A 25748-nucleotide genomic window follows, 5' to 3' on the forward strand; every position below is an offset into this window, starting at 1 on the left:
CGTTCCAAAAAGATATAATATCTTTGCAAGACCGCGTTGCATTAAAAATGTAACTTTTAAAGCAGACAAAGTCTTATAAATGAGGATAAAGCAACTATATATATTCCTTTTCTTTATTTGGTTCGGGAGCACAATAATTGCATCGACAACAGATAAAGCGGATTCTTGGACTAAAGAAAAGGAAAGTATAGTCCATGAGGTCATCTCCACTTTTCACAACAGCCTCGGTTTCGACTATCTGACCCGGGAGGAGTGTGACTCGCTGAATGCCGACGGCCTTTTGTCCCAATTGGATGAATCCCAGCGCTATTACACCTATTTCGAACTGGAAAGAATACTTATAAAATCCTCCCTTTTCCGTGGAGAAATCCGTATGGCTATTGCCCAGAGCGACCAGATGTACTCCAAAGCCCGCGCGCTTACCTACCCCTTCGGCAATGCCCTTGCGCTGAATGCCATGGGAGAGGTGTACAGCTATACCGGCAGGCTCCGGGAAGCCGGTGCCGCTTACGAAGAGTCTTTGAGACTGCTGGATGGGATGGACGGGGAGGATGTGCATATCCGCATGCTACTGGTGGAACTGATAGATTATAACCTGCGCATACGGAATGTAAACGGTGCCTCGCGTTATCTTGCACGTCTGAACCTCTATCCGGAAGACCGGCTTTCTCCGCTGGAGCTGGCCATGCGTCACATCTCCAATGCTTCCTGCCAATTATTCAAGGGTGACTTGAAAGCTGCCAGCCATTGTCTGGTGCAGATAGGCCAGCTTGAAACGCAACTGATTCCGGAGATACGGCAATACCTTCTGATTATAGATGCCCGTTATCTGGTGGCCACCGGAGAGCATGAGGCAGCCTTGACCGCCTACAATGATTTCCTTCAAACCGAATATGCCCGGATAAACCATAACATCTACAAGGAAGCTCTGCTCGAAAAAGCGGATTTACTGGTGAAGATGGGAAACAAGGAAGAAGCCTACGGACAGTACGACAAGGTCTTTTCGTATATCAAGACTTCGTTCGAGAAGAACTATCCCAAGGAGATAGACCGGCTCTGTACCCGTTTCCAGGCCGACCAACTGGCCTACCAGAACGAACGCGACCGCATTGTATCCATGCGTTTCTATCTGGCAGGCATCATTGTGTCCGTACTGTTTCTGATATTCCTCCTGGTGCTGGGCTGGAAGAAGATATTCCGTTTGAAGCATTCCCAAATGCGGCAGGAGGCGATGAAGGAGAAAGCGGTGCAAGCCATACAACGGAAGAATATGTTTCTTTCGAACATGAGCCATGAGGTACGTACGCCGCTGAATGCCATTGTCGGATTCTCGGCGGTACTGACGGATGAGGACGAGTCGTTCGATGACGAATCGCGCCGGGAGTTCTCCGAAATTATCAAGGTGAATTCCTTTCAGTTGCTGAAACTTATCAATGACATTCTGGATTTCTCGGATTTCGAGAATGACAATATAACCTTCAACATCCGCACGCATGATGCCGTGAAGTTGTGTAATGAGGTCGTGGAGACCGTGATGGCCTCGCGCAAGCTGGAGGTTGAAATGCGTTTTGACACGGATTTGTCCGTCTTGATGCTGGATACGGACGATGCGCGCCTCCGCCAAGTCTTGATAAACCTGCTGGTGAATGCCGCCAAGTTTACGGAACAAGGCTCCATCGTGCTGGAACTGAAGATGGTTGATGCCGGTACGGCACTTTTCTCCGTGACGGATACCGGATGCGGCATTCCACCGGAAAAGCAGCACTTGATTTTTGAACGCTTTGAAAAGCTGAATGATTTTGTGCAGGGAAGCGGACTGGGTCTTTCCATCTGCCAACTGATTGTGAAATATATGAACGGCAAGCTGTGGGTGGACAGTGGGTATACCCGTGGCGCGCGTTTCTGTTTTACGCATCCTTTGAAGTATAATCCCGCATTACACGGAGGAACGGCGCAATGAAACGAATACTGATTCTCATCCACGTTTTGTTTTGCGGATATATCTGTCCGCTGCTGGCAGAAGACACGGGGGCTGCCCGGTATCAAGACAGCATCCTGAAGGTTGCCGATACTCTGCCGGCCACCCTTGTCCGGCTGACGTATCTCCGTGACATGGCCTACAAGCACCAGTATGCTCCTTATAACATGACTTTTTCCACCCGTCTGTACGAGGAGGCGCGGCGGCAGAAGAACGCTTTCTATGAGAATATGGGCGCTTACTATCTGGCGGCATGTTATGACAAGAAACACGACCCGGACAGTCTGTCGTATTGGGTGGATGTGCTGAAGGATTTTGTCCCCCAGGTAGGCACTTACGATTATTATCTGGAGCAGAAGGCTGCCGTCAGCCGCGCCCTGGCTTCCAAGAGACAGATAGAGAAAGCGGTGTATGTGGCTAAGGAGACGTTGGAGGAATCAAAACTCCACCATAGCAATAATGGGATGATAGCGGCGTATAACAGCTTGGGATGTGCCTACGGAGTGTCCAGCCGCCCGAATGAGGCACTGGACTCTTTCTTGGAGGCTTACCGGAATTTCTCTCCCCAGACAAAGGCCAGCCTGAAGGTGGATATACTGTCGCGTATTGCCCAGGTATACGGCAATGGCGGTAAAGACAGCCTGAAGCTGCCCTATTTGCATGAAATGGACACGACGTTGCAGGCGGTCATTTCCAAAGAACCCGAGACACGGAAGAACTGGAGCAATTTCGAGATTGACTGCGAAGTGAAGTATATCCTGCACTACATGAACCAGAAGAACTTTACAGTGGCGCACGAGCATATCGAGAAAGTAAAGAAACTGCTTGAGCCGCATGTAGATCCCGTCTTCTGGCTGAATGTCCAGTTGATACAGCTTCAATATTATGCCAAGACCGATGAGTATGACAAAAGCATCGCATTGATAGACGAGGTGACCCCTACGGTACTGAACAACTACGTTTCCACCTTTGCCACTTTGATAAACTACAAGGCGAGTACGCAATATGACAAGGGGGACATTGACGGGGCCATCGAGACCCGGCGCTACCTCATACGCAAGCAGGATTCGCTGAACAATGCCTTCTCGGCCAACCAGTTGAAGCAGGTGAAGGAGATTTACCACATTGACGAGCTGTTGTTGGAGAAGCAGAAGATTCAGGACATGAATTACCGTATAGGATTTATACTCCTGGGCGTCTGTCTGCTGCTGATGCTGCTTTTCTATCTGTATACGCGCTATGTCTCCGGAAAGATTGCTGTCGTAGAGAAGAAGACGGCTGAAGCCGCTTTGCAGGCAGAGACGGACAACATCGCGAAGGAACGTCTGAAATCGGAAATCAGCCATGATATACGTACTCCGCTGAATGTGGTGGTGGGCTTTGCCGAATTGCTGACCGGGAAAGAGGAGCTGGATAAAGAGACTAAGAGGGAGTACGGACAGATGATTCAGACCAATGCGGAAAGTCTGCTGAATTATGTCAACAGCATTCTGGAATTGTCCCGCTTGGAGTCCGGCAAGATTCAGTATGAGGACGAGGAGTGTGACATTATTCAGTTGTGCAGTGAGGTGCTGGATAAAATGAACGACCGTGAGGAGAGCACTGTGTCTGTCAGCCTGCAGACCGACCTCAAGGAACAGTTTGCGAGGACGGACCGGAGGTGGTTCGATACATTGCTTGTCAGCATGCTGACTCCGTCAGAGAATGACACTGCCCGTTATGAGGCGATTATCCGCATCAGACGCGACCGGAGTAAACCGCTCCTTTATTTCGACGTGGTCAACACCCCGTTTGCAAAGGTACATTTTGAGAATAAAACGAGCTTGATTCGCCATGAAATCAATGCCCATTTTATTCATTATTTTGGAGGTATCTACAAGGTGCAAACCGAAGCGGAGGAAGGCCCTACTATTTCGTTCACTATTCCTTGTCGAGATTGATGCGGACGATGCCGCCGTAGGGCGTCAATGCGTCGAAGGCTTCTTCGGCTTTGAGGATTCCGGCATAGAGTTGCGCGCAGATGAGTACGCCGCCATGTGCGAAGATGGCAACGCGTGTATAGGGCTTCTTCTTTAATTCGTCCAAAAACTGGCTGACACGCCGGTATTGCATAGTAAAAGATTCTCCACCGGTAGCTGCCACGTTCATGTAGTCGGCATACCATTCCTGCAAGCGTGGGTCTTCATTCTGCTCGAACGGCTTCATCTCCCAGTCGCCAAAATTGATTTCCATAATCCGTTTGTCCCGTTCTGCATCGGGATAGCCGCAATAGGTGGCGAGGCGCACGCAGCGGGTTAGGGGACTGGTGTAGACGTGATCGAACGGAAGGTATGTCTTCAGGTTTTCTGCTGTTACGGCGGCTTCCGCTTCAAACGTAGGTTTCAGGGGAACATCGGTCTGTCCGTAGCATACGCTCGGAGGGACATCTACCGAAGTGTGTCGAATGAGTATTACTTCCATCTTTAATTTTCAGTTGTTAATTTATAATTAGAATAAGGCTTCCCAAGTAGAAGGACAGTTCGCATAGCAGGAAAGTGGCCCCGCAGCAGTCCCCCGTATATCCTTGTAGGCGCCGCTTCATCAATCGGTAGAGCAGGAAGAAGGTGAGCAGTGGGAAGAGGGTGGCAATCCACAGCTTTATAGGCAGCAGCAGTACGAAAGGCACCAGGCCACAGAGAAATCCGGCCAGCAACTCGTGCCAGCTCATGCGGTTGTAGACGGTCTTGCTTTTGCTGTCTTCCTCTTTCCGGGCATAGGGCAGGTAGTTGACAATCTGGGAGGCACAGAACTTGGACCAGCAGTCACCGCTGAGCACAAGGATGCAGAGAAGTCCCAGTGGCAGGTGATGAAGTTGGAGCAACAGCAGGAAATAGCATATCAATCCGATGACACCGTAGCTTCCGATGTGGGAATCCTTCATGATGGCAAGAGTCCGTTCTCGGGTGGTACCGCCACCGAAGCCGTCGAAAAAGTCCGCCAGTCCGTCTTCGTGCAGGCAACCGGTGACAAGCAGGCGTGCGATGAGGGCAAGAATCCATGCCAATGACACCGGCATAATCTGTCCGGCAAGCCACAGCACTGCCGCCATCACGCCTCCCGTCAGCCAGCCTACAAGCGGCCAATAGGGAACCACATGCTTGAAACACTCTGCCGGTACTTCCTTGATTTTCCAGAAGGGCAGTCGGGTGAGCATTATGAATGCAGCCAAGACATTGTTCATGTTAAAAGTATTTAGTGATGGAGGCATGTGCAAAGTTATCCATTTCATTGAGCATCCGCACGGCCGAGTCGACAATGGGATATGCACAGATGGCCCCCGTTCCTTCTCCCAAACGCAGCCCCAGATTCAGCAGCGGACGGGCATGCAGGGCGTCGAGTACCAGTTTGTGGCCCGACTCGTCTCCGCAGTGTCCGAAGATGGCGTAATCCGTCACTTCCGGGTAGAGCCTGGCGGCGGCAAGCAGGCAGTTGGTCATGATGAATCCGTCAACAAGGATAATCATCCTCAGCTCGGCAGCTTGCAGCATGGCGCCTATGGCCATTACCATTTCCAGTCCGCCAAAGTAGCGGATGATGTCCCGGGGAGAGCCGTCGCCTTTGTAATTCTCCATAGACTGTTTCAGCACTTCGTATTTGTGGCGGATGCCCGCGCTGTCGAGTCCGCTGCCTGCGCCGACACATTGTTCCAGAGGAATACCGGTAAAGCAGGTCATCCACAAGGAGGATGAAGAGGTGTTTCCGATACCCATTTCACCGAAGCTGAGGACATTGCTGCCTTCTTCATGGCATTGGCGCACCACCTCGGCACCCCGTTCCAGGCACATCTCCATTTCCTCTTCTGTCATGGCTGCCTCGTGCAGATAACTCCGGGTGCTTTTACGTACTTTCATATTGATGATGCCTTTCTCGTAGGGGAGGTCGTAGTCTACTCCTGCATCTACTATTTTCAGGGTAAAGCCGTGCTGCCGGCAGAGAAAATTGACACCTGCCCCTCCATGAAGGAAGTTGCTGATTTGCTGCCAGGTGATTTCCTTTGGAGACAGACTGACACCTTCTTCTACAATGCCGTGGTCGGCGGCGAAGATAATGTTTTGCGGATGTTTCAAGGTGGGGGATAATGTCTGTTGTATGAGTCCGATTTGGAGTGCCAGTTCTTCTAAAATGCCCAATGAGCCTTTGGGTTTGGTCAGGTTGTTGATTTTGTCAATCAATGTGGGACGGATTGACTCGTCCGGACGGGTGATATGAAATGTTTTCATCAGTCTGTTGAATTTTAATTGTTTGTTGTTTTATGAATGAGTGTTTTTTACGGTAAGTGGGATGCCGGATACCATCAGTATCACTTCGTCGGCACGGGCGGCTACATATTGGTTCATCCAGCCTTGCATGTCCGTGAACTTTCGTTGCAGTTCGTTCTCGGAAGCTCCTCCCATACCTATTTCATTGGTTACAAAGATGAAGGTTGCGTCTTGTGCCGTGAAGCGGTCGAACTCTGCCTTTACTGCGGCAAGTGCCCGGTCGGTATCTGAATGCAGGTCGAAGAAAAAGTTGGTACACCATAAGGTGATGCAGTCTATCAGGACGATCCGTCCCTCCAGCCGGTGGCGGCTGAGTTCTTTCTGCTCTTCGATGTTTGTCCATTCCGGTCCCCGGCGTTCCTGATGCCGGATTACCCTCTGGCGGAATTCTTCGTCCCAAATGCGTGCTGTGGCAAGATAAACGGGAGTGGGAGAGAGCTCGAGTGCCAACTTTTCCGCATAGGTGCTTTTGCCGGAACGTGCTCCTCCGGTGATGAGTATGATTCGTTTCATTGGTATTTAGTCTGTATTTTGAAAGAATATCTTTGTTTTCCCGAGCAAAAATAGGAAATATTTGACGAAACGTTTGTTTTTTTAGGAAGGAATTTATTAACTTTGCCACCGTTTTTAAAGCATGACCTTGGAAATGTTTATGCGGCAGTAGCTCAGTTGGTAGAGCATCAGCTTCCCAAGCTGAGGGTCACGAGTTCGAGTCTCGCTTGCCGCTCTTTATAAAAGGCTGAATACTTAGTTATTCAGTCTTTTTCTTTTTTAAGAACATTCATTCTTAGGTATTAATAATTCTTCTAAACTATTTTTTAAGCTGCACTTATATTGTTTTTCCCCTTTTTCTGTTTTTCTTATTGTTTGTTCGCATATGTAATATAGCCGAAATATATATTACATCGTGAATAGTAAATTTACAAAAATGCAACACTTTAAAAGTTAATAAATATAAAAGAAGTAATAATATATTCTTTATATGTTGCTTTTATTAAAAATTATCCATTTATTTGTCTGACAAATAATACTAATAGGACTAATAATAACACGATTTAATATATGGAAAACTTAAAAATTGATGGGCAGTCGATTACTTTGGTAGACCAAGTGGAAGACAAGTTATTGAATTATTTCAGAAGTCAGGACTTGAAAGTGGGTGATTCTATCCCTAACGAAATTGAGTTGTCGTCAGCGTTGGGGGTAGCTCGTAGTGTTCTTCGGGAAGCTCTTAGCCGTCTGAAAATGATGGGAATGATTGAAAGTCGCACACGTCGTGGAATGATTTTAACCGAACCTTTCATTTTAGGAGGAATGAAGAGAGTGGTTGATCCCCGTATTATGAGCCAGGAATCACTTCTCGATCTTTTGGGATTCAGGGTTGCTTTGGAGATAGGAATCAGTAGTGACATATTTCATAATATTAAAGAGCAGGATATTATGGAACTGGAAGAGATTGTTAATGCAGGCGTTGCATTGGGGAACAACGAATATGCCAATCTCAGCGAATATACTTTCCATTCAAAACTATACGAAATAACGGGGAATAAGACGATTGTACAGTTCCAAAGCATCATTCATCCGGTTATGAACTTTGTAAAAACCAATTTGAGGGAACGGGTGGAAGCCATAAATATAGAATTGGAGAAAAAGGGAAAGATTGTAACTCACACCGATTTATTGAACTTTATCAAGAATAAGGATGAAATGGGCTACAGAAATGCTATCGAGCAACACTTTTATGTCTATAAGAAGCTGATTTATGATAGGGCAGTGTTAGGAGAACAGAATAAGGGTCAATCACAATAAAAATATGACAAATGACACGGATTGTAAATAATTGTGTTGCATTGGTATGCCTTTGTTTGTTTTGGGGGCAAAGCCTGAGAGCTGCAGATGCTTCTCATTCTGAGCAGATAAAGTGGGGCAACGAGAGTGTTTTTAATGAGGAACACAACACTTTGGGACTCTTTTCCGGAGTACTTGGCGGACAAATTGTATTGGCAGGCGGCACTTCCGACGATTATAGCCGATGGGGAAGAAATGCGGTATGCCTTTCTGAAAATGCCGGATTCGCTTTGTATGAAGATATGTTGTCCAAGCCGTTGGCTTATGGCGCTTCCATAACACTCTCTGACGGTATCTTGTGTATTGGAGGGCGTGATTCTTCCCAATGCTACGAAGATGTATTTTTTGTCACAATGCAGCAGGGCAAACTGAATGTTTCGGAAGATTGGCCGCCACTTCCTTTTCCGTTGTCTAACGCGGCAGGAGCACTACTGGACAATAAGGTATATTTGTTTGGAGGCAGGAAGTCGGTAAGTCCGTCTAGGTTATCGGATTCTTTTTTTGTGCTGGACTTGTCGAACAAGTCCAGAGGATGGAAAGAACTACCGGGCTATCCGGGATGCGTCCGGGAAGATGCAATTCTCGTGGTACAGAACAACGGCGTTTCCCCTTGTCTGTATTTATTGGGTGGACAGACGGAAACGGAAGAAGGGTTGTCTTCTTGCTTGACTGATGGATATGTCTATAACCCCCAATTGGGTAAATGGAGTTCATTAGGTTCGGATTTTCCGAAAGGAATATGTGCTGCTGTCGCCAGCGGAGCCAACCATATACTTCTTTTTCAGAAAGAGCCGGAAGATACACAGCATCTTAAAAAAGAGAATACTTTATGGAAATATCATACAATTACGCAGACTCTTGTCAAGTCTGAATGTATTCCAGGTACCTATGACACCATGCAAGTCTTGCAAAGAAACCGTTCCTTCGTTATACTCGGTAGCAATGCCAGTTCCGGAACGAATAGACTGTACAGCCTTCAAGGGGATATTGTTCCTTTGGAAAAGGGGTTGGGACTTGTCAATATCCTTGTGATTATCGGTTATTTTGCCGTATTGGCCGGAATTGGAATTTACTTTTCACGGCGCCAGAAAAGTACGAATGACTATTTCAAGGGTGGAGGACGCATTCCGTGGTGGGCTGCCGGGCTGAGTCTTTTCGGAACCGCGTTGAGTGCCATCACCTTCATGGCTATACCCTCCAAGGCATATGCCACGAACTGGAGTTATGTGTTGTTCAATACCGGTATTGTGTTTGTTGCCCCCGTTATTGTTTATGTCTTTATTCCTTTTTTCCGGAGATTGAATATAACGACTGCCTATGAATATCTGGAGATACGTTTCAATGTCTTTATCCGGGTTATTTGCAGTCTGGCCTTTATTATTTTCCAGGTAGGGCGTATGGGCGTTGTGCTTTTTCTGCCCTCCATTGCTTTGAATGTGGTGACTGGATTGGATATATTCCTATGTATCAGTATTATGGGAGTTTGTAGCATTCTATATACAATGATAGGGGGAATAGAGGCGGTTGTATGGACAGATGCCATTCAAGTAATTGTACTGTTGGGAGGAGCGATATTTGCAGTGATATACATCTCGTGTTCTCTTCCCGGTGGATTGGGTGAAACGATTGATATTGCCGTGGCAAACGGTAAGTTCGATTTGGGAGCGACGAACTTTGACTTGAAGGATGCTACGATGTGGACTGTCATTATTGCCGCATGTTTTACCCATCTTACCACCTATGGGACGGACCAAAGTATGGTGCAGCGCTATCTCACTACCTCTTCGATGAAAGAGGCACGGAAGAGTGTATGGACCAATGCGATACTGACTGTTCCCGCCACACTGATTTTCTTCTTTATAGGCACTGCGCTTTATGCCTATTACAAGGTGTATCCTGAGAATCTGAGTATCAGTATTCCTAACGGCGATGCTATTTTCCCGTGGTATATTTTTACCCAATTACCGGTCGGTATTGTAGGGTTGTTGATTTCGGGCATCTTCGCTGCGGCAATGTCCACTTTGAGCGGCAGTATGAATTCGGCAGCCACAGCTTATATAGTAGACATTTATTCACGTTTCTTTCATAAGGGAGAGGGTGGCAATGAATTGCATGCGGCACGTATGGCAACTTGTGTGATAGGAATCATTAGTCTATCTTTTGCTTTTCTTATGGCAACATGGAATATCGCTTCATTGTGGGACGAATTTAACAAGATACTCGGGCTCATATTGGGCAGTATGGGAGGACTGTTCATGTTGGGCATGCTTACCAAACGCGCCAATTCCGGAGGAGCAATCATTGGTATAGTCGCAAGTATCATCGTACAATTGTTTGTTGCCAGATTCCAGACGTTCCATTTGCTTTTGTACACGGCATCCGGCTTTATCTCATGTTTTGTCATAGGTTATCTGGCAAGCTTGTTCTTTAAGAAAAAATAGGTTTGAACCTATCATTAATTATAATATAATTTTATTTATGAACAAACGACTTTTAACAGGATTAATCGCTGCACCATTTACGCCAATGCACGAAGATGGTTCCTTAAATTTGCAGGTGATCGGGCCGTATGCAGAGTTTCTGATGCAAAAGAAATGTGTGACGGGAGTGTTTATTTGTGGCACGACGGGAGAATCCGTTTCTCTGACAACAGAAGAACGAAAGGCTGTTGCGGAAAAATGGATGGAGGCAGCCAAGGGAAAACTGAAAGTGATAGTGCATGTAGGTGGCATGTCGCAGGTTCAGTGTGCCGAGCTGGCAGCCCATGCGCAAGCTATTGGAGCTGATATGATAGCAGCCATGGCGCCCTGCTTTTTCAAGCCCGGTTCTGTAGATGAGCTGATAGGTTTTTTCAAGCCGATAGCTGCATCGGCTTCCCGCTTGCCGTTTTATTACTATAACATGCCGTCCATAACCGGGGTTTCCTTGCCGGTACACAAGTTCCTTATAGAGGGCAAGAAGCAAATTCCCAATCTGGTGGGAGTCAAGTTTACTCATAACAACCTGATGGAGATGCAGCAGTGCATTCATGCGGACGGTGGGGCGTTCGAAGTCTTGCATGGTTTTGATGAGATACTGATTACCGGATTGTCGGTTGGAGCCAAGGCTGCCGTAGGCAGTACCTACAACTATGTTCCGGGTATATACAAAGCTGTGATGGAAGCCATGGAAAAGGGAGACCTTGAAACAGCCCGTGAAATGCAATGGAAATCTGTTGAAATCATTGATGTGCTGATAAAGCATGGGGGAGGAGTCAGAGCCGGTAAGATATTCATGAAACTGGCAGGAATAGACTGTGGACCATGTCGATTGCCGATAGCTCCTTGTTCTGAAGAAGAGCTGGAGGAGACAAGAAACGAATTGAAAAATACGGAATTCTTCAAATACATTAATTAACTAAAAACGATTGCCTATGGAGATATTGCAACAATACATCCAATGAAAAAACTCATTGGCCAACTTAAGTTTGACCCCCGAAAAGGGAGGGGAAACGAGTATTGGCACTTCCCGTTTCCCCTTAAATAAATTACTGAAACAATTTATTATTAAAATCGTAACAAAGATGAGAAAAATATTTCATTTTCACCTCATAACTTTTCTACTATTTTGCCCATTTTTGCTTTGGGCACAAGAATTTAACCTATCAGGTGTAGTAGTGGACAATACTGGTGAAACTCTTCCAGGAGTTTCCATCGCTGTGAAGGGTACGACTCGAGGAGTTATTACGGATATGAATGGCGCTTTCCAGCTGAAAGTAAGCAAGGGGGAAACTCTTGTATTTTCCTATGTGGGCTATGATGAACAGCAAATCTTGATTACTAATCAAAAGATTCTTAACATCCGGATGGAACCGACCACCATGGGGCTGGATGAAGTGGTGGTTGTAGGTTATGGTACCCAATCCAAGCGTACCGTAACATCCGCCATCAGCAAGGTGGATGGAGAAACATTGAAGGCAACTCCTATCAATACTGTGGGAGAAGGGCTGAAGGGTAAAATTGCGGGTGTACGCGTGTACAATGAGAACAATACTCCGGGTGCAGAGGCTACGTTCTTGATTCGTGGTGGTTCATCTATCAGTCAGAGTAATTCTCCTCTTATATTAGTTGATGGCGTAGAGCGCAGTACAGCGGGTATCAATCCCAATGATATCGAATCTATCGAAGTCTTGAAGGATGCCGCTTCTTCTGCTATTTATGGTTCGCGTGCATCGAATGGAGTTGTCCTGATTACGACAAGAAAAGGAAAAAGCGGTGCTCCTCGAGTGACGTTTGAGGCTTCCTTTGCAAACGAGAATGTGGAGCGGATGATTGAGTATCTGGATGCTACCCAAGCTGTTACTATCATGCGCGATCGTTGGGCTTCCGGACCCAGTCCGGAAAAGTTATACCTTGACGGATATGCTTATAGTTCCGGCAATACGGATGCTTCCAAGTTTTCTACCCGTTACCTGAGGGATGGAGAGAGCATTCCGGCAGGATGGAAGTCTGTGGCTGATCCGTTGGATCCCAGTAAGACTTTGATTTTTGAAGATAATGATTGGGCCAGTACTTGTTTCAAGAATGCTCTTTGGCAAAATTATTATGTGGGGATAGAAGGAGGTACGGAGAAATTGAGCTATGTGGGCAGTATTGGCTATATGAAAGATTCCGGTGTAGGTGTAGGCACGGCATTCGACCGTTTTAACGCCCGTACTAATGTAACTGCCAAAATCAGAGAGAACCTGACTTTCAGTAGCAACATAGATTACAGCCAGACGAATAGCGAAGAGTATGCCAGTCAGTATCAGGTGATTTCCCGTGGACTGATGACCCCGGCCGTTCAACGTAAATATTGGGTGTCTGACAATGAATGGTACGGAACCCCGACGCCAGGTCCAAACTCTTCGTCTCCGAATCCGAGCTTCTACTCGTATTTTAATGATAACAATCAGCGTACCAACCGTTTGGGGTTAGTCGGCTCTCTTGATTGGGAAGTTTTGAAAGGATGGCATGCTGTGGGCACCGCTTCTTTGTTTACGCAAAACAGCCATGGAGATACATTCATGCGTGCCAACCCGATGAATGGAACGCGGAAGGCGACTACCAACATGACGGATGAGCAACGGAAGAAACTGGAATTCTACACCAGCTATACAAGAACGTTTGCCGATAAACACAGCATCAGTGCGATGGTAGGATATTCCTATCAGCAATATTTGTACAAGTATGTGTATGCTGCCACTACCGGACACAGCTCCGACAAGATACCGACATTGAACGGAGGTTCTGTTTATTCCGATGCAACGTCGACCAAGCAGGAAGATGTGAATATCGGTTATTTCGGCCGATTGAACTATGATTATCTGAAAAGATATATGTTGACTGCTACTTTCCGTGAGGACGGCTCTTCCCGTTTTGCCAAAGGCAACCAATGGGGATTCTTCCCCGGATTGTCTGTCGGATGGGTTATGAGTGATGAGCCTTTTATGCAGAATATCGGTTTTATAAGTAATTTGAAGTGGCGTGGCAGTTATGGGCAGACCGGTAACAACTCCATCGGCTATTACGATGCATTAGGATTGTATGCCATTACCACCAGTTACGATCAAAGTGCTGCGACCGTTTCTTCGGCCATGCCTAACAAGGCTCTTGAATGGGAGACTTCCACACAATTGGATTTAGGTTTTGATTTAGGCTTGTTCAAGAACCGCATCATTCTGGGTATCGACTACTTTAATAAGATTACGGATAACCTGATTACTTCCAAAGTATTGCCCAATACGTCGGGATACGGTTCCATCCTTACCAATCTTGGAAAAGTACGTTTCCGTGGTTTCGATGCTGAAATAACAACACGTAACATTGTCAAGAAGGATTTCACGTGGGAATCTAAATTCACCATTACTTACGTAAAGAACAAGGTGCTTAAACTGCCCGAAAACGGACGGGACAAGAACCGCCAGGGAGGATACTCTGTAAAAATGCAGGATGGCACGACCAAAGAATTCGGAGGTGTTGCCGAGGGTGAACCGTTGGGGCGTTTCTATGGATATAAGAAAGACTTTATCATTACAACTCCCGAGCAGGCTGCCAATGCCCGTTATGACACCTCATCCAAAGGTTGGGACTGGACCACGAAACAGAAACTGGGTGTCGGAAAAAAGACTATCGGAGACTATGAGTGGAAAGACCTGAACGGAGACGATATCATCAACAGCAATGATATGTTCCTGCTGGGAAATACGATTCCCCATACCACCGGAGGTTTGAACAATACTTTCACTTACAAGGGCTTCACTTTGAATGTCTATCTTGATTTTGCTTTGGGGCACTCCATTTCCAATGGTTATCTGCAACGCCAGATGTGTAATTTCATGAATGGAAACACCAGCCTGCCTGCTGAAATCCTAAAATGCTGGAATGTGGGGGATGACCCGAGTAAGGCCAAGTATGCCCGTTTCTCAGGCAATGACTCCGATGAGTTGAATAAGAATTTCCGGGACAACTCCGATGTTTTCACCCAGAAAGCCGATTATCTCTGTATCCGTGAAATCTCTCTGCAATATGCTCTGCCTCAGGCATTGCTGGCAAAGATTGGTCTGAAAGGGCTGGTATTGACCCTGGCCGGAAACAATCTGCATTATTTTACGGAAGTAATAGGCCTTTCTCCCGAAGTAGGTGCATCAAGTACCTATTCCGGTAGTTTCAACACCTATCCGCCTATCCGTAAGTTCTCTATCGGATGTAAAGTTACTTTGTGATAAAAGAAGTTTAATACGAAAAATAAGAATTATGAAAATAAAAATATTATCCGGCATTCTTCTTATAAGTGGGGTCTCGTTTTTTACATCATGTCATGGAGACCTGAATGTGATACAGCCCAGCCAGTTCACCAGCCTATCCATGTGGACAGAGGAGAGCGATGCTACGAGTGCGGTAAATGGAGCATATACTCAATTCCGTTCCGCCTTTTCCGATTTGCTCAACATCTATGGAGAGATGCGCTCAAACTGGTATGAGAGTGGGGCGGTAAATGATGCGTTTTTTAATAGAGTGGGTACAAACGTATTGCTGAGCGGTGATGCAGGTACAAATTGGAGTAGCATATATACTACCATTAACAGTGCAAATTTGATTCTGAAGCATACTCCGGAAATCTCTTTCACCAATGAAGCTACACGCAGTGAAGTGATGGCCAATGCCTATTTCCTACGGGCATATTGTTACTTTACTCTGGTGCGGGTATTCGGTGACTGTCCGTTACTGACTTCCGGCTTTGAGTCAGAAAAGCAGGAGGACATGTATCCCAGCCGTACGGCGGCCTCTGAAGTATATGCTCAGGTCGAAACCGATATAGAAGAAGCTTTAAGGTTGATGCCCGCTTCTTCCAAGCTTCTCCATAAGGCATCTCCGGCAGCCATCAACATGTTGCGTACTGAATATTACTTATGGAAGGCAAAGCGTCTGGGAGGAGGGAATGCGGCTCTGAGTACGGCGCAGTCTTCTGTTGATGCGGTATTGAAAGCCGGATATGCACTTCTTCCCACGTTTGCCGATATTTTCAATTTAAACAACGAAGCCAATTCTGAGCTTATCTGGACATTGCCCTATATCGTCAATGAAAATGTGACTCCGGGAACATCCCCCAACTTTTTCGCCTATTATCTGGCACCTAACGGTGACAGAACCCGGCTGAGGGAAGCCGGATATACCGAGGATGAGGTTCCTGCCGGTTCCCATGCCCAGTATGTTGTGCCCACGCAAGCCTATTGCGATTTCCTGGCTGAGGATGCACGTGACACGCGTACGGATGTTTCAGTACGGGTATTCGAGGATAAGTTCCTGACGGAAGAAGTACAGATTAAAAGGATGGTTGTGAAGTTCAAAGGCTCCTTTGCCAATGATACGCGTAGTTTTGACAGTGATGTCCCCGTCTATCGTTTGGCCGAAGCCTATCTTTTGAAAGCTGAAGTGGAAAATGCCTTGGGAAATACGGATGCCGCTTTGCAGAATCTGAATGTAGTGGCCAAGCGTGCTTATGGGGTAGACAACTACTACACGGCAAGGACTCAGGATGCCATAGACAATGCCATTATCAGCGAAATACTGAAAGAGTTTGTCGCAGAATCAAAAGCATGGTGGGCATACCTTCGCTTTAATAAGGAATTCGAGCTTATTGAGACCTTGAAGGGGCGTGAAGGGGAGAAGAATGTTACCTTGTGGCCTATTGCTCCTGCTTGTCTCAATACTAATCCGAATATAACACAAACGGAAGGTTACAAATAAATATTGGGATGATATGAGATATAAGACTATACTTTTACTGGTCTTGTCTGCTTGGGGCATCATGGCATGCCAAAATTATACGGATAAGATAGCGGTGGAGATTCGGCAATCGGTATATCCGGTGTTGACATTGAAGGAGCATAATCCGGTATTGTGTCTGCGTCTGATTAGGAACAGCGGCGTGGCATATCAGTTGGAAAAGATAAATTTCACTTTGGATGGAACTGTCCGTTCCGGTGATGTCGTTTCCGCTTCGCTGTTCTTGGATGAGAATTGTGGGCAGGTTTGTACAAGTGCCAAACCGGTGAACAAACAATTGAGTTTTAAGGTAGGCCGGCAGATAGAGGAAGATACACTGACATGCTGGGTGACACTCCGACTGAGGGATGATGCGGCGCAGGCTACAAGCAAGATTGAAATCTCATGCAGCAGTGTCCAGACAGACCTGGGGCTGGTGGGCATCCGCCAGTTGCCCGCAGTAAAGCCGCTCCGTATAGGAGTGGCCCTGCGGCAGCCGGGTCAGGACGGGGTACACACTTCCCGCATTCCCGGATTGGTGACTTCGACGAAAGGTACCTTGCTGGCCTTGTATGATGCACGCAATGAAAGAGATGACGATTTGCAGGGCGACATTGATATTGCCATCAATCGCAGTGAAGATGGAGGGCGGACTTGGCAACCCATGCAGACTGTTCTGGATATGAAAGAATGGGGCGGGCTACCTCAGAAATATAATGGAGTGAGTGATGGTTGCATCTTGTCGGATGATTTCACCGGAGACCTCTATGTCATAGGGTTATGGATGCACGGAGTCTTGGACCCCAAGACGGGCAAATGGATAGAGAATCTTACCGATACCTCGACCGTATGGAACCATCAGTGGCGTGCGCACGGTTCTCAGCCGGGATATGGTGTCAAACAAAGTTCTCAATTCCTGATTAGTAAGAGTACCGACGACGGACTTACCTGGAGTGAGCCGCGTAACATTACCCGCCAGGTAAAAAAGGAAGAGTGGTGGCTGCTTGCTCCCGGACCGGGTCGTGGCATCACAATGGAAGACGGTACATTGGTATTTCCGGTAGAGGGGCGGAACGAAGACGGGCTTCAGTTCTCTACAATCATGTGGAGTAAAGACAAGGGCGAAAACTGGACCGTAGGCGAACCGGCCTACTACAATACCAACGAATGTCAGGTGGTAGAACTTTCAGACCATTCCTTGATGTTGAACATGCGTGAGCGCAGCAACCGGGGACGTCAGGAAGGTAATGGGCGGGCCATTGCCGTCACTGCCGATTTGGGAAAAACGTGGACGGAACATCCCACGTCGCGCAGAGCTCTCATTGAACCGGCTTGCCAGGCATCCTTGCTGCGCCATGATTATATTGAAGACGGAGAAGAACGTCATGTATTACTCTTTGCCAATCCTAATTCAAAAGAGCGCCGTAACAACATTACCATTAAGGTGAGTTTCGATGACGGGCAAACTTGGCCCGAGGAGTATTGGATGTTGTTGGATGAAGGTAGGGGGGCGGGGTACTCTTGCATGACTTCTATTGACGAGCATACCATAGGTATCTTTTATGAGGGGAGCCAAGCCGACATTCAGTTCCAGGCTATCCCGCTGAAAGAATTATTGAAGAAATAAAAGTATAACACCTTAAAAAAATAGACAAATATGAAACGCAGTGAAATCAATCAATATATCCGCGAAGCCAAAGCATTTATGACAAAGTATCACTTCATGCTGCCGCCATGGGTGGACTGGACTCCGGACGACTGGAAAAGCAAAGGACCGGAATGTAATGACATCCGGGAAAGAGCCATGGGCTGGGACCTGACCGACTTCGGCTGGGGCGATTTCCTGAAAATCGGCCTGACTCTGGTAACCCTCCGTAATGGAAGTCTGCAGAAGAAAGACAAACCCTATTGTGAAAAGATTATGTTTGTCCGCTGCGGACAAGTTACTCCCACCCATTTCCATTGGCTGAAAACGGAAGACATCATCAACCGGGGTGGAGGAATCCTCTGCATGCGTCTGTGGAAGGCCGACAAGGAAACTGAAATGCTGACTGAAGAACCGCTTGTCGTTTCCATCGACGGAGTCAGTACACGGGTAGCTCCCGGAGAAACGGTGCGTCTTGCTCCCGGACAAAGCATTTGTTATGAGCCTTATCTCTACCATACTTTCTGGGCCGAGGACGACCATTGTCTGGTAGGCGAAGTCTCTACAGTGAACGATGACATGAGAGACAACCGTTTCCTCACCCCCAAGGGGCGTTTCCCGCAGATAGAAGAGGATGTTCCGGCCGAACATCTGTTGTGCAACGAATATCCCGAAGTTTAGAAAGTATGAAAGATAAGACCAACCTGACGGGATTGAATCCTGATAATTTCCGGTCCGTAATCAACGGAAAGGATACCGGCCTTTATATACTGCGCAATGGCAGCGGTATGGAGATGTGCGTCACGAACTACGGGGCCATCGTCTTATCCATCATGGCTCCTGATAGTCATGGTAAGTTTGAAAATGTCGTCATAGGCTTCGATACGCTGGAAGAGGCCCGCAGGCAAAGCAAGGACTATTATATAGGAGCTACTATAGGCCCCGTAGCCGGACGCATATTGCACGGCGCTTTCCGTGTAGGAGAAAAAGATTATCACTTACAGCTTAACTCTGTTTCTAATACTCTGCACAGTGGTGATAACGGTTTTCACACGGTGGTGTGGGAAGCACAGCAACCGTGTGAAAACCAACTTCTCCTCCGGCATTTCCATGCCGATGGAGAAGCCGGTTTTCCGGGCAATGTTACGGTAAGGATGATGTATACCTTGACGGACGACAATGGGTTCCGTATAGATTATGAGGTGGAGACAGACCGCGACACCTTGTTCTGTCCCACCAATCATGCCTATTTTAATCTGGCGGGCATGGGAACTCCCACTACTTCCATTGAAGACCATCTGGTGAGGATAAACGCGGATTTCTACCTGCCTATCGACATGAATACGAACAATACCGGTGAAGTCAGGGCAGTGGGCGATACGCCTTTTGATTTCCGCGACTACCATTCCATAGGCGAACGCATCAACCGGAAAGACTTGCAGTTGCTCAACGGCCACGGTTATGACCACTGTTTTGTCTTGAAGAAACCTGCGCTGCATGAGCTCTCTTTCGCTGCCACCTGCATCAGTCCGTCCAGTGGGCGCAGAATGGATATCTATACCACAGAGCCGGGGCTTATCATGTACACCGGCAATTATTTGCCGGGCTTCACGGGCATGCATGGCACTGTGTATCCGCGTCGTAGCGCCGTCTGCTTTGAAACCCAGTGCTTTCCCGATACACCGAACAATCCGCATTTCCCCTCCATCGTATTACGTGAAGGAGACCTTTATAAACAGACATGTATTTATCAATTCAGTACGCAACCATGAAAAACAGAATCATTCTTTGTTTGGGATGCCTGCTGGCATTCCTCCAGCTCCGGGCACAAGTCAATACCAACCAGCAGCATTTGTGCAATCCTAATTCTTTTTCCATCGTCCTGCTGGGCGACCCGCAAAACTACGTGAAGTATGACTATAACCAGCCGGTTTTTGAGCTGATGACGGCGTGGACCGCTCATCATATAGACTCCCTCCGTGTAAAGGCGGTGCTTTGTACGGGCGACTTGGTAGACCAGAATGAATGTATTCTACCTCCCTTCCCGCGTTTCGGGAATCTTACGAGCCGGGAGCAGTGGACATTTGTGTCGCGGGCTTTCGGGCGGTTGGACAACAAGGTCCCTTATCTCATTTCTACCGGAAACCATGATTACGGCTACACCCGTTCGGAGAACTCGATGACCCGTTTCCCGGAATATTTCCCGATAGAGCGCAACAGCCAATGGAAAAAGACCATCGTGGCTGCAACCAATAATAGAAACGGCCTGCCTACGCTGGAAAATGCCGCAATGGAGATAACGGACGAGCATTGGGGGAGGATTTTGATTATTGCCGTTGAATTTGCCCCGCGCGACGAGGTCTTGTCATGGGCCAGGGAGCTGGTGGCTGCCCCGCGCTTCAAAAACCACACAGTGATTCTCATCACCCATTCCTATCTTACCGGCTTCGACAGCAAGCGCATCACCAAAGAAGGCTATAAGATAACCCCGTCCAATACGGGCGAAGGCATCTGGCAGAAGCTGGTGCAACCTTCTGCCAACATCCGTCTTGTGCTGTGCGGACACTATGCCACTCCGAATGAACGGTTGGACTATACCACGGGATTCCGTACCGACAAGAATGCAGCCGGACACGATGTGCACCAGATGATGTTCAACTGCCAGGCGTTGGGTGGCGGCATGAGTGGAAACGGGGGAGACGGCTGGCTGCGTCTGCTCGAATTCCTGCCCGACGGACATACGGTGCAGGTCAGGACCTATTCTCCGCTTTTCGGCTTTTCTCCTCAAACCAAGGACAAGGCATGGCGTACGGAATCTTATGACCAGTTTCAATTCACGATAAAATAAAAAATATGAAGCGTATATCAATTATTTATTCATTAATACTCTTTTGTATGTATTTATCAGCACAGACAAGTCCGGAGTGGACTTCCGGAAATGCGAAGAAATGGATGAAAAGTGCCGTTTGGTCCAATGGCTGGACTGTCTCTCCCCATAAATCAGTCAATGCTGTTGAATTTGCCTGCCAATATCATAAGAACAAGGATGTCTGGGATGCTGCATTCCGCTTTCTTGCCGAACATGATTTGGAAGCGCTGTCCATTGGCAACCATGTCATTCTGGAGGGGAAATGCTGGGCTACGGTCAGTGAATACATTCCCAAAGAGGTGGAGAAAGGGAATATTGAAAGTCACCTCCGTTTTGTCGACCTTCAGTATGTACTCTGGGGAAATGAAAAGATGGGGCTGGCAAGTGACGTCGAAGTACGTCAGGCGTATAATTCAAAAAAGGATGTTGCTTTTTATACCTCTTCCCGGATAAAACACTACTCTGCCGATGCCGGCAGTTTCTTCTTGTTTTTCCCTTCGGACATTCACCAGCCTTCTGTTCGGGGAAAGGGGGAACTTGTTAAAAGCAGGAAGATTGTGATTAAAATAGAATATGTAGATTAGTGTGTTTTCGGTTCTATTAAAAATACTATTTGTTTTTCAAATAAATTTCCTTTAAAATTTGTACTTTTGCCGACTGTTTAGAGAAATCAACGAAAACTTTAAAAAACGAAATAGAATGGCAGTAGAATTGAAAGACCTTACCAAACGTAGTGAGAACTATTCTCAGTGGTACAACGAGTTGGTGGTAAAAGCCGATTTGGCAGAACAATCGGCTGTACGCGGCTGTATGGTGATCAAGCCTTACGGATACGCTATCTGGGAGAAGATGCAACGTCAGTTGGACGATATGTTCAAGGAAACGGGACACGTCAACGCTTATTTCCCCTTGCTTATTCCGAAATCATTCCTCAGCCGTGAGGCGGAACATGTGGAAGGCTTTGCCAAAGAGTGTGCCGTCGTGACGCACTATCGTTTGAAGAACGATCCGAATGGCGGCGGTGTGGTGGTGGACCCTGCTGCAAAACTGGAAGAAGAGCTGATTATCCGCCCCACTTCCGAAACCATCATCTGGAACACCTACAAGAACTGGATCAATTCATACCGCGACCTGCCTATCTTGTGCAACCAGTGGGCAAACGTGTTCCGTTGGGAAATGCGTACCCGTCTGTTCCTCCGTACCGCCGAATTCCTCTGGCAGGAAGGACACACGGCACATGCCACTCGCGAGGAAGCCGAAGAAGAAGCGGTAAAGATGCTGAATGTATATGCCGAGTTTGCCGAAAAATACATGGCGGTGCCCGTGGTAAAGGGCGTGAAGTCTGCCAACGAGCGTTTTGCCGGTGCCCTCAACACCTACACCATCGAAGCGATGATGCAGGACGGAAAGGCTTTGCAGAGCGGTACTTCCCACTTCTTGGGACAGAACTTCGCCAAGGCGTTCGATGTACAGTTCGTCAATAAGGAGAACAAGCTGGAGTATGTTTGGGCTACCTCCTGGGGTGTTTCCACCCGTCTGATGGGAGCGCTTATCATGACGCATTCCGATGACAACGGTCTGGTACTTCCTCCGCACCTGGCTCCGATACAAGTAGTCATCGTACCTATCTACAAGAATGCGGAGATGCTGGCTAAGATTGACGAGAAAGTGGCAGGCATTGTTGCCAAGCTGAAATCGATGGGCATTTCCGTGAAGTACGACAATGCCGACAACAAACGTCCGGGCTTCAAGTTTGCCGACTATGAGGTGAAGGGTGTTCCCGTTCGTCTGGTGATGGGTGGCCGCGACCTGGAGAACAATACAATGGAAATCATGCGTCGCGATACACTGGAGAAGGAGACGCGTTCCTGCGAGGGTATCGAAGAGTACGTGAAGGATTTGCTCGAGGACATTCAGGCAAATGTCTACAAGAAAGCGCTCGATTACCGTAACAGCCGCATCACCAGCGTGGACAGCTACGAGGAATTCAAGGAAAAGATTGAAGAAGGCGGCTTCATTCTGGCTCATTGGGACGGGACTACCGAAACCGAAGAGAAAATCAAGGAAGAGACCAAAGCAACCATCCGTTGTATTCCCTTCGATTCATTTGTTCCGGGTGACAAGGAACCGGGCAAGTGTATGGTTACCGGCAAGCCTTCTGCCTGCCGCGTGATTTTTGCACGTTCCTATTAATAATACCCACCCCGGATTACGCGGATTAACACAGATGATTTTAGGAGTTCTGATAATCAGAAACTTTTATCTGTGTTAATCCGCGTAATCCGGGGTGATTGTATATCTTGATACGTCCTCTCGGTTTTAAATTTATAGAGTTATCTCTCATCATGAATTGATGAACAGCTATTTATATTGCTTCAGAAATTCTGAGATTGTTTTGCGTACAGTTTCCGGAGATTGTTTTGAATGAAGCATTGCTGCAATGACAATCCTATTCTCATCAATCAAATAATATATCACGTTAGGGGAAAGTTTTAAATGACGGACAGTAATGTTGTTAAATAGAGTAGAAAAATCACTGTCTATAATTCCTATATACGGATGTTTTGCTAAAAGATTTACTTTGTCTTGTATCTTTTGACGTGTTTTCTGTGCCGTCAACATGCCAAAATTATTCTCTACATAAATAAGTATCTCTAAAAAGTGCTCATAAGCCAACTTAGACCAGACTATTTCCATCCCATGCGTTCATTTATCATACTCTCTATTTGGGAGTTTGATATACAGTGTCCTGCTTTATTCTCTTCTAAGGCAAATAGAAGGGCTTCAGCCAAAGCATCTCGGGGAATACTGTTGATAAAGTCGTCCATCGGTATGGCTGATTGATGATAAGTTGCCATCATCGGTTCTTGTGCCGTTTGTTTGGAAGAGTCCTGCTCTTTATATGGTTTAATTTTACCCATTGCTTTTATTTTTAATCAAAGGTAAACTGAATAAATGAAAACTCCTAATATTCAATCCATTTATTTTCCACTGCATCAAAGCCAACCAATCTACATACTATTGTAACCTCCTTCACATCTCCTCGTAACAACTTTCCCTCATTTTTGCAGCGTAAAAAAAGAAAGGAGGCCCGAATATGAAACTGAACAGAAATGACTATACCGTAGAGGCGGCAGCCGGCGGTGGTTTTTACGCTTATTTTATGAATAATGTGTTGTGCAGCGCCTACGGTGAAACGCCTGACGAAGCCTGCGAAAACCTGGAACAGATTGTTGACGATTTTGTCAGTGATATGTATATGGTCGAGGAATTTGTCTGATATTCCGGCATCATATGCCGACCGAATTATCCTTTTTACGTATTTATTCCATAAATTCTCTTGAAGTCATGTCTGCGCGATGCCGGTGTGACTTTTGTCATTTATAACCGGAAGCCGAGGTGTGCCGTGTGGACGACACCTTGAGTTTCCATCAGCTCGATGACGTCAAGTTCCTGCGCTACATGGCAGGCTGCAAGGCCTATGCCACCACTGCCGGCTTCGAGTCGGTCTGCGAGGCGATGTATCCTGCGCTGTATAGAGAGGGAAGAGAAAGAGGAAACCTTTTTCGGGGTTTCCTCTTCCTGCCGTCCTTTCTTTCCGGCGACTTAAATGCTCACGTTCATCGCATTGGCTCCCAATGCCCCTAAGATGGCGGAGGCTACTGCAATTACGACTTTCAGAATTTTATCCCAGATACTTTTTTTCATGCTATATACGTTTTAAAAGTTGAACATACGAATCGGTAGTAAAATCAGTCATACTTATCCCAACGGATTTTCGCCCTGGTCTCCGTCCGAACCGCCTCCGTCTCCCGAGCCGGAACCGCCGCCGGAGCTTCCTCCTTCACCGTCTCCCTTGTTCAGCAAAGCTTCTAGGTCGTAGAAGTCAATCTTCTGCCCGGCACGCGTGGCGGCGATGTCCGGTCTTACGGTGCTGGAAGGCCGGAAATTGATTTTCACCGCCTTGATGTTCTTGGCGGTGCACTCCTTTACATCCAATACGCCTGCCGTACGCGCCGACAGGCTGAATACGCCGAAGTTCTTGATATTCACCGACTGGCCGCTGTAGAGGGTTGTTATCATGGCCTCCACAAAATTGGTCAATACACTCTGGATGTCTCCCAGTGTCAGCGAACTCTTCTCTTTCATCACATACGCAATGTCGTCCAGCGTCGCATTGTCGCCCAGTGTCACCAGCTGCGGGTAGAACTTTGCCACCGCATCTGCCTTTCGAGGATCTTTCCTCGCAATTTTCTTGAATGGTACTCCCATAAACAGTTAAATAATTAAAAATTAACAATTAGAAATTAAAGTCCCGTATTGCAATACTTTGCTCTTTCTCCTTTAGGGGGGAAGAGGGGTGCTGCAAAAGTACTCCTCCGGCTTTTTCTGCTCATGGCTTTCTTCGGGTTACGCCGTCTCTTTCCCGTTTCCTTTCTGTTCAAAAAAAATTCTTCGTCCGATGCCCGTTTATGTCTGTATATGCTTGGTCATACCGCTGATATTCAGTATCTTTATGGTGTAATAATCAACCAATAACATAAGGAATGAAAACAGAAAAAGAAAAGAGGGAAGAGGAGGAGGAAGACCTTCGTCCGTTCCGCATCCACGCCTATTCGAAGGAGGAGCTTGCCATGCTCTATAACCCGACTTACTGCATCAGCAATGCCATCTATACCCTGGCGGCATGGATACGCCACAACAAGGCACTGAAGGGTGAGCTGGAGAAGGTGGGCTACAACAAATACCGGCGCACCTTCACTCCGCTGGAAGTGAAAGTGCTGGTGAAGTATCTGGGAGAACCCTGACAGGATGCCGGCCGGAA

23 protein-coding genes, 1 tRNA gene and 1 pseudogene are annotated in these 25748 nt (G+C 47.1%); 17 read left to right on the forward strand and 8 right to left on the reverse strand.

The window, feature by feature from the left end; all coding sequences use genetic code 11:
* Positions 1-79: 79 nt before the first annotated feature.
* Together DWZ67_RS04175 and DWZ67_RS04180 are read left to right on the forward strand one after the other, a co-directional pair.
* Positions 80-1960 (forward strand): sensor histidine kinase, encoded by a 1881-nt coding sequence (locus DWZ67_RS04175; protein ID WP_120138189.1) that lies wholly within the window; start codon positions 80-82, stop codon positions 1958-1960.
* Positions 1957-3918: a sensor histidine kinase gene (locus DWZ67_RS04180; RefSeq protein ID WP_120138191.1), complete on the forward strand. Its 1962-nt coding sequence runs from the start codon at positions 1957-1959 to the stop codon at positions 3916-3918. Before DWZ67_RS04175 ends, DWZ67_RS04180 begins: the two co-directional genes overlap by 4 nt.
* On the opposite strand, the gene cobC is transcribed toward DWZ67_RS04180, so the two are convergent.
* Genes cobC through cobU form a run of 4 tightly spaced genes read right to left on the reverse strand, consistent with a single transcriptional unit; the run spans position 3899 to position 6789 of the window.
* On the reverse strand, positions 3899-4438 hold the full coding sequence (gene cobC, locus DWZ67_RS04185) for an alpha-ribazole phosphatase (RefSeq protein WP_120138193.1): 540 nt from the start codon (positions 4436-4438) through the stop codon (positions 3899-3901). The genes DWZ67_RS04180 and cobC overlap by 20 nt on opposite strands.
* Before the next feature lie 16 nt (positions 4439-4454).
* Positions 4455-5198, reverse strand: a complete 744-nt coding sequence (gene cobS, locus DWZ67_RS04190; protein ID WP_016273664.1) for an adenosylcobinamide-GDP ribazoletransferase — start codon at positions 5196-5198, stop codon at positions 4455-4457.
* A gap of 1 nt (position 5199) precedes the next feature.
* Positions 5200-6237 (reverse strand): nicotinate-nucleotide--dimethylbenzimidazole phosphoribosyltransferase, encoded by a 1038-nt coding sequence (cobT, locus tag DWZ67_RS04195; RefSeq protein WP_098032430.1) that lies wholly within the window; start codon positions 6235-6237, stop codon positions 5200-5202.
* 30 nt (positions 6238-6267) lie between these two features.
* On the reverse strand, positions 6268-6789 hold the full coding sequence (gene cobU, locus DWZ67_RS04200) for a bifunctional adenosylcobinamide kinase/adenosylcobinamide-phosphate guanylyltransferase (RefSeq protein WP_044467842.1): 522 nt from the start codon (positions 6787-6789) through the stop codon (positions 6268-6270).
* Positions 6790-6930: 141 nt separating this feature from the next.
* Between cobU and DWZ67_RS04205 the strand changes: the two genes are divergently transcribed.
* The 12 genes from DWZ67_RS04205 to proS all read left to right on the forward strand — a co-directional run bounded on the left by DWZ67_RS04205 (position 6931) and on the right by proS (position 23116).
* Positions 6931-7003 (forward strand) — tRNA-Gly (locus DWZ67_RS04205).
* A 335-nt stretch (positions 7004-7338) separates the two neighbouring features.
* Positions 7339-8085, forward strand: a complete 747-nt coding sequence (locus tag DWZ67_RS04210) for a FadR/GntR family transcriptional regulator (protein WP_005829254.1) — start codon at positions 7339-7341, stop codon at positions 8083-8085.
* An 11-nt stretch (positions 8086-8096) separates the two neighbouring features.
* Positions 8097-10565 carry a sodium:solute symporter family transporter gene (locus DWZ67_RS04215; RefSeq protein ID WP_120138195.1) on the forward strand — a complete coding sequence of 823 codons (2469 nt, stop codon included), beginning with the start codon at positions 8097-8099 and terminating at the stop codon, positions 10563-10565.
* Between the two features lie 37 nt (positions 10566-10602).
* Positions 10603-11520, forward strand: a complete 918-nt coding sequence (locus tag DWZ67_RS04220; protein WP_005829247.1) for a dihydrodipicolinate synthase family protein — start codon at positions 10603-10605, stop codon at positions 11518-11520.
* A 166-nt stretch (positions 11521-11686) separates the two neighbouring features.
* Positions 11687-14866, forward strand: coding sequence for a SusC/RagA family TonB-linked outer membrane protein (locus DWZ67_RS04225; RefSeq protein ID WP_005836952.1), 3180 nt, complete (start codon positions 11687-11689; stop codon positions 14864-14866).
* Between the two features lie 31 nt (positions 14867-14897).
* A complete protein-coding gene (locus DWZ67_RS04230) occupies positions 14898-16391 on the forward strand; it encodes a RagB/SusD family nutrient uptake outer membrane protein (protein WP_016273670.1) in 1494 nt (497 codons plus the stop codon).
* A 13-nt stretch (positions 16392-16404) separates the two neighbouring features.
* The gene (locus tag DWZ67_RS04235; protein ID WP_120138197.1) at positions 16405-18036 is read left to right on the forward strand and encodes a sialidase family protein; all 1632 of its coding nucleotides are present in this window, start codon (positions 16405-16407) and stop codon (positions 18034-18036) included.
* A 30-nt stretch (positions 18037-18066) separates the two neighbouring features.
* The gene (locus tag DWZ67_RS04240; RefSeq protein ID WP_057258540.1) at positions 18067-18735 is read left to right on the forward strand and encodes a D-lyxose/D-mannose family sugar isomerase; all 669 of its coding nucleotides are present in this window, start codon (positions 18067-18069) and stop codon (positions 18733-18735) included.
* 5 nt (positions 18736-18740) lie between these two features.
* Entirely contained in the window at positions 18741-19826 is a 1086-nt protein-coding gene (locus DWZ67_RS04245; protein WP_120138199.1) for an aldose epimerase family protein, read from the forward strand.
* Complete coding sequence (locus tag DWZ67_RS04250; protein ID WP_120138201.1) at positions 19823-20902, forward strand: metallophosphoesterase; 1080 nt, start codon at positions 19823-19825, stop codon at positions 20900-20902. The genes DWZ67_RS04245 and DWZ67_RS04250 overlap by 4 nt, the downstream gene beginning before the upstream one ends.
* A 47-nt stretch (positions 20903-20949) precedes the next feature.
* Positions 20950-21507, forward strand: coding sequence for a YhcH/YjgK/YiaL family protein (locus DWZ67_RS04255; RefSeq protein ID WP_005829228.1), 558 nt, complete (start codon positions 20950-20952; stop codon positions 21505-21507).
* A gap of 115 nt (positions 21508-21622) precedes the next feature.
* Positions 21623-23116 carry a proline--tRNA ligase gene (gene proS, locus DWZ67_RS04260; protein ID WP_005829226.1) on the forward strand — a complete coding sequence of 498 codons (1494 nt, stop codon included), beginning with the start codon at positions 21623-21625 and terminating at the stop codon, positions 23114-23116.
* Positions 23117-23284: 168 nt separating this feature from the next.
* On the opposite strand, the gene DWZ67_RS04265 is transcribed toward proS, so the two are convergent.
* Together DWZ67_RS04265 and DWZ67_RS04270 are read right to left on the reverse strand one after the other, a co-directional pair.
* Positions 23285-23620, reverse strand: a complete 336-nt coding sequence (locus tag DWZ67_RS04265) for a type II toxin-antitoxin system RelE/ParE family toxin (protein WP_005836958.1) — start codon at positions 23618-23620, stop codon at positions 23285-23287.
* Entirely contained in the window at positions 23611-23844 is a 234-nt protein-coding gene (locus tag DWZ67_RS04270; protein ID WP_005829224.1) for a hypothetical protein, read from the reverse strand. The genes DWZ67_RS04265 and DWZ67_RS04270 overlap by 10 nt, the downstream gene beginning before the upstream one ends.
* Before the next feature lie 176 nt (positions 23845-24020).
* Here DWZ67_RS04270 and DWZ67_RS04275 point away from each other — a divergent pair, with 176 nt between their 5' ends.
* A complete protein-coding gene (locus tag DWZ67_RS04275; protein WP_005829223.1) occupies positions 24021-24203 on the forward strand; it encodes a hypothetical protein in 183 nt (60 codons plus the stop codon).
* A 110-nt stretch (positions 24204-24313) separates the two neighbouring features.
* Positions 24314-24541: pseudogene (locus tag DWZ67_RS20365) on the forward strand (hypothetical protein); the annotation flags it as partial.
* On the opposite strand, the gene DWZ67_RS20045 reads toward DWZ67_RS20365, so the two are convergent.
* On the reverse strand, positions 24530-24631 hold the full coding sequence (locus DWZ67_RS20045) for a smalltalk protein (protein WP_005829220.1): 102 nt from the start codon (positions 24629-24631) through the stop codon (positions 24530-24532). The pseudogene DWZ67_RS20365 and the gene DWZ67_RS20045 sit on opposite strands and share 12 nt — an antisense overlap.
* Positions 24632-24685: 54 nt before the next feature.
* Positions 24686-25195: an HU family DNA-binding protein gene (locus tag DWZ67_RS04285; RefSeq protein WP_008663501.1), complete on the reverse strand. Its 510-nt coding sequence runs from the start codon at positions 25193-25195 to the stop codon at positions 24686-24688.
* A 275-nt stretch (positions 25196-25470) separates the two neighbouring features.
* Here DWZ67_RS04285 and DWZ67_RS04295 point away from each other — a divergent pair, with 275 nt between their 5' ends.
* Positions 25471-25731: a DUF4248 domain-containing protein gene (locus DWZ67_RS04295; RefSeq protein ID WP_005829216.1), complete on the forward strand. Its 261-nt coding sequence runs from the start codon at positions 25471-25473 to the stop codon at positions 25729-25731.
* Positions 25732-25748: the final 17 nt, after the last annotated feature.

The organism is Bacteroides sp. AF34-31BH, assembly GCF_003602795.1.
Lineage (GTDB): Bacteria > Bacteroidota > Bacteroidia > Bacteroidales > Bacteroidaceae > Bacteroides > Bacteroides uniformis.

Bases quoted from the DNA above. Each gene is read 5' to 3' on its own strand.
- DWZ67_RS04175 (WP_120138189.1), top strand. From the start codon at position 80: ATGAGGATAAAGCAACTATATATATTCCTTTTCTTTATTTGGTTCGGG.
- DWZ67_RS04180 (WP_120138191.1), top strand. From the start codon at position 1,957: ATGAAACGAATACTGATTCTCATCCACGTTTTGTTTTGCGGATATATC.
- cobC (WP_120138193.1), bottom strand. From the start codon at position 4,438: ATGGAAGTAATACTCATTCGACACACTTCGGTAGATGTCCCTCCGAGC.
- cobS (WP_016273664.1), bottom strand. From the start codon at position 5,198: ATGAACAATGTCTTGGCTGCATTCATAATGCTCACCCGACTGCCCTTC.
- cobT (WP_098032430.1), bottom strand. From the start codon at position 6,237: ATGAAAACATTTCATATCACCCGTCCGGACGAGTCAATCCGTCCCACA.
- cobU (WP_044467842.1), bottom strand. From the start codon at position 6,789: ATGAAACGAATCATACTCATCACCGGAGGAGCACGTTCCGGCAAAAGC.
- DWZ67_RS04210 (WP_005829254.1), top strand. From the start codon at position 7,339: ATGGAAAACTTAAAAATTGATGGGCAGTCGATTACTTTGGTAGACCAA.
- DWZ67_RS04215 (WP_120138195.1), top strand. From the start codon at position 8,097: ATGACACGGATTGTAAATAATTGTGTTGCATTGGTATGCCTTTGTTTG.
- DWZ67_RS04220 (WP_005829247.1), top strand. From the start codon at position 10,603: ATGAACAAACGACTTTTAACAGGATTAATCGCTGCACCATTTACGCCA.
- DWZ67_RS04225 (WP_005836952.1), top strand. From the start codon at position 11,687: ATGAGAAAAATATTTCATTTTCACCTCATAACTTTTCTACTATTTTGC.
- DWZ67_RS04230 (WP_016273670.1), top strand. From the start codon at position 14,898: ATGAAAATAAAAATATTATCCGGCATTCTTCTTATAAGTGGGGTCTCG.
- DWZ67_RS04235 (WP_120138197.1), top strand. From the start codon at position 16,405: ATGAGATATAAGACTATACTTTTACTGGTCTTGTCTGCTTGGGGCATC.
- DWZ67_RS04240 (WP_057258540.1), top strand. From the start codon at position 18,067: ATGAAACGCAGTGAAATCAATCAATATATCCGCGAAGCCAAAGCATTT.
- DWZ67_RS04245 (WP_120138199.1), top strand. From the start codon at position 18,741: ATGAAAGATAAGACCAACCTGACGGGATTGAATCCTGATAATTTCCGG.
- DWZ67_RS04250 (WP_120138201.1), top strand. From the start codon at position 19,823: ATGAAAAACAGAATCATTCTTTGTTTGGGATGCCTGCTGGCATTCCTC.
- DWZ67_RS04255 (WP_005829228.1), top strand. From the start codon at position 20,950: ATGTATTTATCAGCACAGACAAGTCCGGAGTGGACTTCCGGAAATGCG.
- proS (WP_005829226.1), top strand. From the start codon at position 21,623: ATGGCAGTAGAATTGAAAGACCTTACCAAACGTAGTGAGAACTATTCT.
- DWZ67_RS04265 (WP_005836958.1), bottom strand. From the start codon at position 23,620: ATGGAAATAGTCTGGTCTAAGTTGGCTTATGAGCACTTTTTAGAGATA.
- DWZ67_RS04270 (WP_005829224.1), bottom strand. From the start codon at position 23,844: ATGGGTAAAATTAAACCATATAAAGAGCAGGACTCTTCCAAACAAACG.
- DWZ67_RS04275 (WP_005829223.1), top strand. From the start codon at position 24,021: ATGAAACTGAACAGAAATGACTATACCGTAGAGGCGGCAGCCGGCGGT.
- DWZ67_RS20045 (WP_005829220.1), bottom strand. From the start codon at position 24,631: ATGAAAAAAAGTATCTGGGATAAAATTCTGAAAGTCGTAATTGCAGTA.
- DWZ67_RS04285 (WP_008663501.1), bottom strand. From the start codon at position 25,195: ATGGGAGTACCATTCAAGAAAATTGCGAGGAAAGATCCTCGAAAGGCA.
- DWZ67_RS04295 (WP_005829216.1), top strand. From the start codon at position 25,471: ATGAAAACAGAAAAAGAAAAGAGGGAAGAGGAGGAGGAAGACCTTCGT.